The organism is Sorangium sp. So ce321, from assembly GCF_051530195.1.
Taxonomy (GTDB): Bacteria; Myxococcota_A; Polyangia; order Polyangiales; family Polyangiaceae; genus Sorangium.
Map to the genome: position 1 here is coordinate 3579630 of NZ_CP150329.1, position 13134 is coordinate 3592763.

The 13134-nt window shown below is 70.2% G+C and carries 2 protein-coding genes; both read left to right on the plus strand.

Annotated features, from left to right (window positions below; all coding sequences use genetic code 11):
* The first annotated feature begins 153 nt into the window (after positions 1–153).
* Entirely contained in the window at positions 154–6387 is a 6234-nt protein-coding gene (locus tag WME89_RS13910) for a toxin TcdB middle/N-terminal domain-containing protein (protein WP_438009662.1), read from the plus strand.
* Between the two features lie 297 nt (positions 6388–6684).
* Positions 6685–13098, plus strand: a complete 6414-nt coding sequence (locus WME89_RS13915) for an RHS repeat-associated core domain-containing protein (protein WP_438009663.1) — start codon at positions 6685–6687, stop codon at positions 13096–13098.
* Positions 13099–13134: the final 36 nt, after the last annotated feature.

Below are 13134 nucleotides of genomic sequence, written 5' to 3' on the forward strand. Positions count from 1 at the left end.
TTATCATGGTCAGGTGGGCTAGCCTTCGTGCTGATCGCGTGCGGGGGCAGCGTGCCAGGGGACGATGTGACGAGCTCCGGGGAGGAGCTCTCGAGCCAGGCGTCGTCGACGGCCACATCGCCAAGCGATGTATCAGCGCTAGGGGCGCGGCCGGTGCTCGGCGTTGCGGTCTCGCCGGATCGCGGTGAGCTCTCGGCGAGCCTTCCGTTTCCCACCTTGCCGTCGCGCGCTTCATCCCAGGTGGGTGTAGCGCTGTCGTATGGCTCGGTGGCCGCCGACCTCTCGGGAGGGTTCGGCGTGGGGTTCAGCCTGAGCGTGCCGTCGATCCAGATGACGACGGACTGGGGCGTGCCGTACCGTGGCCGCGAGTCGGACACGCAGGATGTGACGGCGCGCCTGTCGCTGGGCGCCGAGCGTCTGGTCTGGGTGAAGAAGGAGACGGTGAGCGGCAGGACGAGGATCGAATACCGGCTCGACGCCGCGGAGACGACCGTTCGGCTCTATCGATATCCGCAGGGCGGGACCGTGGCGATGCGCGACGCGTCGGGCGCGCTGGAGAGCGTGGCGTTCACCGGGTTCGAGGTGGTGTATCCGGACGGCCGACGGGAGATCTACAGCGAGGAAGCGAGCGTCGCGGAGGGGGTGGCGGTCGCGTCGGGGTTCTTCCCGACGCGGTGGCCGCTCGTACACGCCATCTCGCCGGCGGGCGACGCTGTGTCGTACGAGTACACGAAGGCGGCCGAGCGCTCGTACCTCAGGAGCGTGCGGTTCGCCGGGGGGCGATCGGCGTACACGCTGGAGTCGGTGCCGCGAAGCGAAGGGCGAGTGAGCCATCTGATGGGCTACCCGCAGGGGCCGGGGCAGCTTTACACGAAGCTGTCGGCGAGCTTCGACGGCGAGCCGATGTACACGTGGTGCTTCGTGCACGCGGTGCACGGCGAGAGCGGCCCGGAGATCGTGACGGACGCGGATTGTCAGGCGCTGGCGAGCGAAGACTTCGAGTCTGACCGGCAGCGCGTGGCGGCGGCGCTCAGTAGCGAGAGCAAGCTGCTCGGCGTTTATCGGTTCGGGCGAAGCGAAGCACCGTTCGACCGGTCGACGGCGGCCGAGCCGCTGATCCGGTTCCGGTACACGGGGTGGGGAGCCGACGACCTGTCCGGCCACGAGCTGGTCTATGACATGGACGTGCCGGACGTGTTCGGCTTCGGTCCGAGCGGTGGCTCGGAGCTGATGGACATCAACTCGGACGGCCTCGCGGACATCGTGCGGTATTCTGCGCGCGAGGGGACCAGCGTGCCGTCGTACAACGGCGGAGATCTCGCGGAGGCGAGCCTGTTCACGACCAGCGGCACGCCGCTCACGGTGGAGCGAACCATCGGCGGGGTGTCGCGGAGCGACGTTCCGCGGTTCGACGCGGCGGCGCAGGCGACGAGCGTGTTTCTGCCGGGCGACTTCGACGGTGACGGTCGAACGGACTTTGTGCAGGCGACGGCGTCGGGGGCGCGAACGGAGCTCGCGCACCACGCGGGCCGCGCGGACCGGACGCGTCCTTTTGCGGCGGCGGCGAGCTCGACGTTGGTGGATGTAGAGCTCTCGCGGTTCGCGCGCGGCCGGACGCAGGCGGTGGACCTGAACGCCGACGGCAAGGCGGACCTCTTGACGACGGTGGCCGGGTCGACGGACAGCACGTGGACGGCGTTCATCAACGTGACGCAGCCGGGCGCCAGCGCGCTGTCGTTCAAGCCGCTGGTGGGGTTGACCTTCCCGTACCGGCAGGGCGCGGGGACGGAGCTCGACAACCCGGCGTATCGCTTCCTGGACGCGAACGGCGACGGGCTGACGGACTTTGCGGTGATCCGGTCGAGCGGAGGCGGAGAGAAGGGCATCTGCGTCTACGAGAACCAGGGGAAGGTGACGGCGTATTCATCAGGCTCCACGTCGGTGGCGAAGCTCGCGACGGGAGCGCTCTTGTTCGGGGACCCGAGCGTGAACGACCCGGTGTGCGCGCAGGGCCGGTTCGTGTCGGTGCCCGGGCTCTCGGCGAGCCAGAACATCAACGCGATGTGGCTGATCGATGTCAACGGCGACGGGGACATGGACCTTGTCAACGTGACGGCGGCGGCCAACGAGCTCGGTGTGTGGCTCGGACAAGGAGCGGAGGGTTTCGCCGCCGAGCGGAGAATCCCGCTGGACGAAGGGGTGTCGGTCGATCCGGCGAACAAGTGGAACACCCGGGTCCTGGACATCGACGCCGACGGCGTGGAGGAGATCCTCGTCTACGAGGCGAACGCGAGCGGAGGGCGGATCAAGATCATCGATTTCAACCGAGACGGGGTGAAGAACCTGATCGGCCCTGACCTCTTGTCGGACGCGGAGGAGGGCCCTGGACTCAGGCACGCCGTGCAGTACGCGACGAGCACGGACGAGTTGATCCGCGACGCGCGGCGCTTCGGCCGGGACGACGCGCGGGTGCGGGCGCTGCCGTATCCGGTGACCGTGGCGAAGCGGCATTTGACGGCGGCGGGCGCCGAGGCGCCGCGGGTGCAGGAGTTTCAGTACCACGCGCCGTACTTCAACGAGCGCGAGCGCGATTTCGCGGGCTTCGGGCAATGCGAGGAGCTCGATGTTGGCGACGACAGCTCGGCGAGCGTCGTTCGCCGGCGCGCTTATCAGGTGTCGTCGGCGGCTGCGCCGGTGAGGCGCTTCTTCGCCGGCAAGCTGCGCACCGAGGAGTCGTTCCACCCGCGGCTCTCGGGCGCGCAGGCAGCGCGGATCGCGGCGGACGCGAGCGCGTGGCCGAGCGGCATCGAGGGGGCGTCGCGGACGGCGGAGACCTGGGATGAGGAGCCGTACGAGGTCGAGTCGCTGCTCGCCGTGCACGAGGAGAGGTGGGCCTTGGTGCCGGCGGCGCCCGGGCCGAAGACGCCGGCGTTCCTGCAGCAGGCGAGCATTCGGGACGCGCAGTGCGGCGAGGCGGGCTGCCCGCCCGCGTGCGTCGCGGGGCCTTGCGCGGAGGCGGCGACCGTGACGCAGACCTTCACGTACGACACGACCTACAACCGGCTCGTCCGCCAGGAGGAGTCGGCGTCCGCGGTCGTCGGGCCGAACGGGACAGAGGTGCCGGCGCGGCGCCATGTGAACACCTTCACGTTCGACGCGGGCTGGGAGGCGCGCGGCGTGCTGACGGCGCGACGGGAGATATCGCGGCTCTCGGGGTCGTCGGGGCGGGTGCTGGACAAGACGTCGTACGACTATGGGGCCGACCTTCCACTGCCGATCCGCGCGACCCGGCCCCTCCTCATCGACGCAGAGGCGCTCGCCGCATTGCCCGCGGCGGTGCGGGCGCCGCTGGAGGCGCCGCGCACGGAGGTGAAGGCGTTCCGCTACGACGTGTTCGGCAACGTGGTGGAGAGCTCGGATGCGCAGGGGCTCCTGAGCACGAGCATCTATGACCCGACCGGCGTTTTCGTGGTCGAGACGCGGAACGCGCTCGGTCACGCGACGCAGTACTGCTACGGCACGACGGGCTGCGCGCTGACGGCGCTCGCCCCGGCGGCCGAGGGCGTCGTCCCGGCGCGGAGCCCCTGGCCCACGCACCTCCGGACGCCCCAGGGCGACGTGGTGCTCAACGAGGTCGACGCCCGCCATCGTCTCGTGCGCGTGGCGCACTCCAGCGGTGCAGAGAGCCACTACGCTTACAGCGACGCTGGCGCGCAATCCCCCGCGCTGGTTCACATCGTCGTGAAAGGCGCGGAGGCGGGGCGCTCCCACATCGAGCGCCTGGCCGCCTTCCGCGCTGACGGCCTCGCCCTCGGCGAGGCGGTGGCGCACGAGGCGGGGGGCGCACGCATCGTCTCGTTCACCCGCTACGGGCGCCGCGGCGATCAGACCTTCGACGCGCTCCCGTACTCCAGCGAAATGTCCGTTGGCGAGGCGTTCGATGCGGGTCGCTTCCCTTCGCCGCAGGGCGCGGCGCGCGGGGAGGCCTCGGTCTATGATGGGCTCGGGCGCCGAACGATCCGCACGGACGCGACGGGTCTGGTGACGCGCGTCACCATTGAACCCTGGGGCCGGCTGATCGAGCGGGACCTCGGCGCAGGGCAGGGAGCGGGCCGCGAGACGCGGCGCGAGGTCGCGCGCGACAACGAGATCTACGCGATCGTCGACGAGCTCGGGCAGGTGCATCGTTACGAGCGGGACGAGAGCGGGCGTCTGCGCGCCATCGTGCTCGCGGGCTCCGAGACGCCGCGCCGCGTGGCCCACGACTCGACGGGCACCGTCGTGATGACATCGCTCCCCGGTGGCCTCACGCGGCTGTGGATCCGTGACGCGCGCGGGCGCGTGACCGATCAGCGCACCTGGGACCGGGCGTTCCGGATCTCGGAGAGCATCGAGACGACCTATGACGCGCTCGACCGCCCGATCTCCATCTCCACGTCGTCGTCGTCGCGTCCGGACGGCTGGGACGAGATTGAGCTCACCTACGACGGTCGCGACGGGGATGAGGCGCGCCCCGAGCTCATCGGGCGCCTCGGCGAGGCGACGATTTTGGACCGCGTGGGCGGGCACCGCGTGCATGAGGCCTTCGCGTACGACCGCGATGGTCAGGTCACGGGCCGGCGGGTGACGTTCGAGGCCGAGGACGCGCGCCGCGAGTATGAGGAGCGGTTCACGTACGACCTCGACGGGACGCTTGCCTCCTACAGCGATCCGTTTGGCAGTGTGTTCACCTTCGCGCGCACTCCCTCGGGGGCTCCTTCGTCGATCGCGTGGTCCGCTGGCGGGCGCGCGGCCGTTCCGCTCCTCGCGGACATCACGTACAACGCGCGCGGCGATCTCGCGAGCTACCGTATCCCGCAAACGCGGCTTCACCGGCAGCTCACCTATGACGCGAGCACGGGGGAGCTCGTGCAGCTCGAGGCGTGCGCGGGCGATGCGTCGTGCGCGGGCGGAGCCTTTCAGGATGTCGCCTACGACCGTCGCGCGGACGGGCGCATCATCGCCGCGCGAGAGGCATCGGCAGTCGCGTCGTATGAGTACAGCGCCCGAGGCGAGCTGACCAGGGCTGTCGTGGCAGGCGTGACCCACACCTACAAGTATACGCCGTCCGGCCAGGTCGCCGCATTGGATGAGGGGGCGGAGGCGGGCCCGTTCGGCGTCGAAGCAGCGGGCGGCGGGCTGCCGCTTCCGGAGGGAAGCTCTGGCGAAGTGGATGAATTCGGGCGCCTCGTCGCGTTCGGGTCGTTCCGCCACGCCGAGTACGACCCCTGGGGGCGCCTCCGGCGCGTCGAGGTCGACGGCAGGGCCATCGTTTACGGCTATGAGGTCGCCGGCGATCGGGTCTCGAAGCGCTCGCTCCGCCGCGAGGGGGAGCGCGAGGTCCCGGAGTCGCTCGTCGTCTATCCCACGCAGACGACAAGCGACGACGGCGTGGAACGCCAGAGCCTCGTGCGCCTCGGCGATCGGCGCGCCGCGCTCGTCGTCAACGAGGCGCGCGTGCTCGCGCTCCTCGATGATCAGCTCGGGGCCGTGCGGCGCGTGGTCGACGAGCGTGGCGAGGTGGTTTTCTCGGTCGACCCGACGCCGTTCGGGACGCTCGCGGGGGGCAACGGGGACGCTTCCTCGGGCCTTGCCAGCACCGAGATCGTCCTTGGCTTCACCGGCCAGCTGCGTGACCCTGACACGGGGCTCGTGCACATGGGCGCACGCGAGTATGTCTCGACGCTGGCGAGCTTCGCGACGCCGGATCCGTATGCGCTGATGCGGCCGGAGTTCTGCGTGGACCGCCTGATGGAGTGCCACCCGTACACGTACGTGGGGCACGATCCGGTCAACTTCACCGACGAAGCGGGTCTCATGGGCAATAACGGCAGCAAGAGTGGCTCGTCATCGTCGGGTCACCACGGCTCGTCGAAGTCTGGCCACCATTCGAGCAGCTCGAAGAAGAGCTCGGGCGGTCATGGTTCAAGCAGCCGGCGCTCGCATGACTCATCGTCTGGGTGGAGCTCCCACGAACGAGAGAAGCTCGATGCGGAGCTGGAACCTCTGGCGCAGGACGGAAACTATGCCCAGGCCGTGAGACAGGTGAATCAATTGCTCGACACGCTTACCGGTGCCGGGCTTGGCGATCGGCCGGCTACGCTACTCAGGCGAGAAATTCGTAATAATCCGAATTTCAGGGATCGTCTGTCCAACACGTTCTCGTTGGGTGAGCACGTTCAAGCGCAGCACGCAGAAGTCGAGATATTTCAGCGAGAGATAAATCAATTTGATTCGCTGTCTCGAACCATAGCGAATATTGATCCCAGGGTCCGAGGTTGGATGTCTTACGCATTCGCGCAGCGTCTCCCCGAGCCGGACGTCGACTCGAGCAATCCGTTCGAGTGAGCGCGCCGCGTGCCGGGGTCGTATCGCCAGGGGGAGCCGAGAGGCTCTCCCGACTCCGGGTCCGGCACGCCGCGTCGCGCGATTCGTACGACCGGTACCGGTACTGGGTACCGGTGACATCGACACCGCTCGCAGGTCCTGGTCGCAAGCGGTGATGCAAGCGTGAGCACGACGGCGGATCGGGGCACTCGGACGCGCCTGTCAGAATGGGCAAGTCGGATGCCTCGAATCCGCCTCGTGCTTTCCTGCCCCTCATGCTGAGCGCGTGCAGGGACACACCTCGATGGATGACGCACGATGAAACGAAGAACCTTGTGCTCTTTTGGCCTCGCCTTCGCGCTGGTAGCATGCGGGGGCAACGTTCCCGGGGACGACGTCACGAGCTCCGAGGAGGAGCTTTCGCGTCAGGTGTCGTCAGCGGGCGGGTCGCCCAGCGATGTCTCGGAGCTGGGACCGCAGCTCGGGCTCGGCGTCACGGTCTCGCCGGATCGCGGTGAGCTCTCGGCGAGCCTCTCGTTTCCAGCGCTGCCGACGCGCGTATCCTCCGATGCGGGGGTGGCGCTGTCGTATACGCAAGCGCCTGTCGACCTCTCGGAAGGGTTCGGCGTGGGGTTCAGCCTGAGCGTGCCCTCGATCGAGATGACGACGGACCTGGGCGTGCCGTATCGAGGCCGCGAGGCGGACACGCAGGATGTGACGGCGCGCCTGTCGCTGGGCGCCGAGCGTCTGGTCTGGGTGAAGAAGGAGACGGTGAGCGGCAGGACGAGGATCGAGTACCGACTCGACGCCGCGGAGACGACCGTTCGGCTCTATCGATATCCGCAGGGCGGGACCGTGGCGATGCGCGACGCGTCGGGCGCGCTGGAGAGCGTGGCGTTCACCGGGTTCGAGGTGGTGTATCCAGACGGCCGACGGGAGATCTACAGCGAGGAAGCGAGCGTCGCGGAGGGGGTGGCGGTCGCGTCGGGGTTCTTCCCGACGCGGTGGCCGCTCGTGCACGCCATCTCGCCGGCGGGCGACGCGGTGTCGTACGAGTACACGAAGGCAGCCGAGCGCTCGTACCTCAGGAGCGTGCGGTTCGCCGGGGGGCGCTCGGTGTACACGCTGGAGTCGGTGCCGCGAAGCGAAGGGCGGGTGAGCCATCTGATGGGCTACCCGCAGGGGCCGGGGCAGCTTTATACGAAGCTGTCGGCGAGCTTCGACGGCGAGCCGATGTACACGTGGTGCTTCGTGCACGCGGTGCACGGCGAGAGCGGCCCCGAGCTCGTGACGGACGCGGATTGTCAGGCGCTGGCGAGCGAAGACTTCGAGTCTGACCGGCAGCGCGTGGCGGCGGCGCTCAGTAGCGAGAGCAAGCTGCTCGGCGTTTATCGGTTCGGGCGAAGCGAAGCACCGTTCGACCGGTCGACGGCGGCCGAGCCGCTGATCCGGTTCCGGTACACGGGGTGGGGAGCCGACGACCTGTCCGGCCACGAGCTGGTCTATGACATGGACGTGCCGGACGTGTTCGGCTTCGGTCCGAGCGGTGGCTCGGAGCTGATGGACATCAACTCGGACGGCCTCGCGGACATCGTGCGGTATTCTGCGCGCGAGGGGACCAGCGTGCCGTCGTACAACGGCGGAGATCTCGCGGAGGCGAGCCTGTTCACGACCAGCGGCACGCCGCTCACGGTGGAGCGAACCATCGGCGGGGTGTCGCGGAGCGACGTTCCGCGGTTCGACGCGGCGGCGCAGGCGACGAGCGTGTTTCTGCCGGGCGACTTCGACGGTGACGGTCGAACGGACTTTGTGCAGGCGACGGCGTCGGGGGCGCGAACGGAGCTCGCGCACCACGCGGGCCGCGCGGACCGGACGCGTCCTTTTGCGGCGGCGGCGAGCTCGACGTTGGTGGATGTAGAGCTCTCGCGGTTCGCGCGCAGCCGGACGCAGGCGGTGGACCTGAACGCCGACGGCAAGGCGGACCTCTTGACGACGGTGGCCGGGTCGACGGACAGCACGTGGACGGCGTTCATCAACGTGACGCAGCCGGGCGCCAGCGCGCTGTCGTTCAAGCCGCTGGTGGGGTTGACCTTCCCGTACCGGCAGGGCGCGGGGACGGAGCTCGACAACCCGGCGTATCGCTTCCTGGACGCGAACGGCGACGGGCTGACGGACTTTGCGGTGATCCGGTCGAGCGGAGGCGGAGAGAAGGGCATCTGCGTCTACGAGAACCAGGGGAAGGTGACGGCGTATTCATCAGGCTCCACGTCGGTGGCGAAGCTCGCGACGGGAACGCTCTTGTTCGGGGACCCGAGCGTCAACGACCCGGTGTGCGCGCAGGGCCGGTTCGTGTCGGTGCCCGGGCTCTCGGCGAGCCAGAACATCAACGCGATGTGGCTGATCGATGTCAACGGCGACGGGGACATGGACCTTGTCAACGTGACGGCGGCGGCCAACGAGCTCGGTGTGTGGCTCGGACAAGGAGCGGAGGGTTTCGCCGCCGAGCGGAGAATCCCGCTGGACGAAGGGGTGTCGGTCGATCCGGCGAACAAGTGGAACACCCGGGTCCTGGACATCGACGCCGACGGCGTGGAGGAGATCCTCGTCTACGAGGCGAACGCGAGCGGAGGGCGGATCAAGATCATCGATTTCAACCGAGACGGGGTGAAGAACCTGATCGGTCCTGACCTCTTGTCGGACGCGGAGGAGGGCCCTGGGCTCAGGCACGCCGTGCAGTACGCGACGAGCACGGACGAGTTGATCCGCGACGCGCGGCGCTTCGGCCGGGACGACGCGCGGGTGCGGGCGCTGCCGTATCCGGTGACCGTGGCGAAGCGGCATTTGACGGCGGCGGGCGCCGAGGCGCCGCGGGTGCACGAGTTTCAGTACCACGCGCCGTACTTCAACGAGCGAGAGCGCGATTTCGCGGGCTTCGGGCAATGCGAGGAGCTCGATGTTGGCGACGACAGCTCGGCGAGCGTCGTTCGCCGGCGCGCTTATCAGGTGTCGTCGGCGGCTGCGCCGGTGAGGCGCTTCTTCGCCGGCAAGCTGCGCACCGAGGAGTCGTTCCACCCGCGGCTCTCGGGCGCGCAGGCAGCGCGGATCGCGGCGGGCGCGAGCGCGTGGCCGAGCGGCATCCTGGGGGCGTCGCAGACGGCAGAGACCTGGGATGAGGAGCCCTACGAGGTGGAGGCGCTGCTCTGGGTACACGACGAGACGTGGGCCTTGGTGCCACCGGCGCCCGGGCCGAAGACGCCGGCATTCTTGCGGCAGACGAGCGCGCGGGACACGCGGTGCAGCGGGAAGGGCTGCCCGCCCGCGTGCGTCGCGGGGCCGTGCGCGGAGGCGGCGACCGTGACGCAGACCTTCACGTACGACACGACCTACAACCGGCTCGTCCGCCAGGAGGAGTCGGCGTCCGCGGTCGTCGGGCCGAACGGGACGGAGGTGCCGGCGCGGCGCCATGTGAACACCTTCACGTATGACGCGGGCTGGGAGGCGCGCGGCGTGCTCACGGCGGTGCGGGAGCGGTCGCTGCTCGCGGAGCCGTCGGGGCGGGTGCTGGAGAAGACATCCTACGACTATGGCCCTGACGTCCCGCTGCCGGTCCGCACGACCCAGCCTCTCCTCATTGACGCAGAGGCGCTCGCCGCATTGCCCGCGGCGGTGCGGGCGCCGCTGGAGGCGCCGCGGGCGCGAGTGCAGGTCGCCCGGTACGACGTCTTCGGCAATGTGGTGGAGACCTCGGACGCGCTCGGATCCCTGGACACGAGCGTCTACGACGCGACCGGCGTGTTGCTGGTCGAGACGCGGAACGCACTCGGCCACGCGACGCAGTACTGCTACGGCCCGGCGGGCTGCGCGCTGACGGCGCTCGCCCCGGGGGCCGAGGGGGTCATCCCGGCGCGGAGCTTCTTGCCCACGCATGTCCGGACGCCCCAGGGCGACGTGGAGCTCACCGAGCGCGACGCCCTCCATCGCCCTGTACGCGTGGCGCGCTCGAGCGGTGCGGAGGTCAGGGTTGCGTACCGGGATGCGCGCGACCAGGACCCCGCGCTCCTTCGCCTCACGGAGCGGCGCGCGGCGGCGGCGGCAGACGGCGCGCTCGTCGAGCGTCTCGTCGCCTTCCGCGCCGACGGCCTCATCCGCGGCGAGGCGGTGGCGCGCGAGGCGGGGGGCGCACGCATCGTCTGGTTCGCCCGCCACGGGCGCCGCGGCGACCGCGTCTTCGAAGCCCTCCCGTATTCCAGCGAGATGGGCATCGGACCGGCCTTTGACGAGGGGCGCTTTCCCTCGCCGCCCGAGGACGCGGCGCGCGGGACGAGCACCGTTGTCGACGGACTCGGGCGCGTCGTGGCCAGCACCGACGCGGCGCGCCTCGTGACGCGCATCGCCCACGAGCCGTGGGGCCAGCGCGTGGAGAGGGACCTCGGCGCAGGATCGGGAGCAGCCGTCGAGACGCGCCTCACGATCGCGCGCGATGAGGACGTGGTCTACGGGATCGTCGACGAGCTCGGACAGGTGCATCGCTACGAGCGGGACGAGCGCGGGGGCCTGCGCGCGATCGTGCTCGCGGGGGCCGCGGCGCCGCGCCGCGTGGCCTACGACTCGGCTGGCGACATCGCGATGACGTCGCTGCCGGGCGGCATCACGCGGCTGTGGATCCGCGACGCGCGCGGGCGCGTGATCGAGCAGCGCACCTGGGATCGCGCGTTCACAGCCTCGGAGAGCATCGAGGCGACCTACGACGCGCTCGACCGCACGAGCACCCTGTTCGCGTCGTCCTCCTCGCGCCCGGAGGGCTGGGACGAGATCTCGCTCGCGTACGACGCGCGCGACGGCGAACCGGAAGAGCCCGCGCTCGTGGGACGCCTCGTCGGCGCGACGGTGATCGACCGCGTGGGCGGGCACCGCCTCTACACGGCGTTCGAGTACGGTCGCGACGGTCGCGTCACGGGCCGGCGCACGACCTTCGAGGCCGACGATGCGCGCCGCGCCTACGACGAGCGGCTCTCGTACGGCCTCGACGGCACGCTCGCCTCGTACCGCGATCCGTTCGGCAACACGCTCGAGTTCGCGCGCATCCCGGGTGGCGCCCCCTCGTCGATCGCGTGGTCGGCCGGCGGGCGCGCGGCGGTCACGCTCCTCGCGGACATCGCTTATGACGCCCGTGGCGAGCTCGCGGGCTACCGCGTCCCGTCCGCCCGCCTGCACCGTCACGTCGGCCATGACCCGAGCTCGGGGCAGCTCACCCATCTCCGCGCGTGTGCGGGCGACGGCCCGACTCCGTGCGATCGTGGGGCCCTGCAGGACGTGACCTTCGACCGCCGCGCGGACGGGCGCATCGTCGCGGCGCGGGATGCCGCCCCCCGCGCGGGCGACGTCGGCGGCCAAGCTCCCCGCGTCACCTCGTACACATACAGCGCGCGCGGCGAGCTCCTCGGGGCGGTCGCGCCAGGCGTGGCCCACGCGTACGCGTACACTCCGTCCGGCCAGGTCGACGCGTTCGGCGAGGGGACGGAGGCGCACCCCTTCATGGGTGAGGCAGGGCGCGACGTGCTGCCGCTGCCGGACGGGGGCGATGGCGAGCTGGACGAGCTCGGGCGGCTCGTCTCCTTCGGGCCGTTCCGCCGCGCCGCGTATGACCCGTGGGGGCGGCTCCGGCGCGTCGAGGTCGACGGAGGGGCCGTCGTTTACGGGTACGACGCGTTCGGCGAGCGGATCTCCAGGCGCGCGCTCCGTCGCGAAGGGGACCGCGAAGTCCCGGCGTCGCTCGTCGTGTATCCCACGCGGACCACGCGCGACGACGGGGTGGAGCGCCAGAGCCTCGTGCGCCTCGAGGATCGGCGCGTCGCGCTCCTCGTCAACGAGACGCGCGTCTTCGGGCTCGTCGACGACCAGCTCGGGGTGGTGCGGCGTGTGGTCGACGAGCGCGGCGAGGCGGTTCTCTCGGCCGATCCGACGCCGTTCGGCACGCTCGCTCCGGACATCGAGGACGGGTCGTCCGGGCTCGACAGCACCGAGCTGGTGTTCGGGTTCACGGGGCAGCTGCGCGATCCCGACACGGGGCTCGTGCACATGGGGGCGCGCGAGTACGTCCCTTCGCTCGGGAGCTTCGCGACGCCGGACCCGTATGCGCTCGTGGAGCCCGAGCTCTGCGTGACGCGGTTGCTCGAGTGCCACGCGTACGCCTACGCGGCGCACGACCCCCTTACCTTCATCGACGAGTCGGGTCTCGCGACGAGCTCGCCGACGGGCTCATCGGCGGTGGCGCGGCGCCAGACCTTGAGCAAGCCCGTGCAAGCGCCCCGCGGGCACAGCAAAGTGGGCTCATTCCTGAGGAGGTGGCTCCAGAACTACATCCAGCACGCGGTTTTCGAGCTCAAGCACGGCACCGATCATACGAATTGGCCGATGAACAGGCCGGAGGCTGCGATGGATCGCACGAGCGAGGTCGGCCTGTCGCCGACGCAAGCGCGGCCCCAGGTGTCGACGCAAGCGCGGCCTCAGCGGAACCTGAGTGAGACCCGGGAGAGGAGCGCCAGCGCGACTTCCGGCCCGTTGCGTTGGATCGAGCGGACATTGCGCGGCGCGAGGAGGTTCGCGTCGCTCGGGCAGCGCAATCAAGGGGCCAACGACGAGTCGCTCGGCGCCAACGTCGATCCGCGACCGAACGGTGGCCGGAGCTGGCACACCATCCTCAGGGCCGCCACCAGCACGAGCGGTGGATAGCCGGGTTCTCTCCGGAAGCCGCGCGGGAGGGTCCGG

Coding starts and splice junctions, on each gene's coding strand:
- WME89_RS13915 (WP_438009663.1), top strand. CDS start 6,685: ATGAAACGAAGAACCTTGTGCTCTTTTGGCCTCGCCTTCGCGCTGGTA.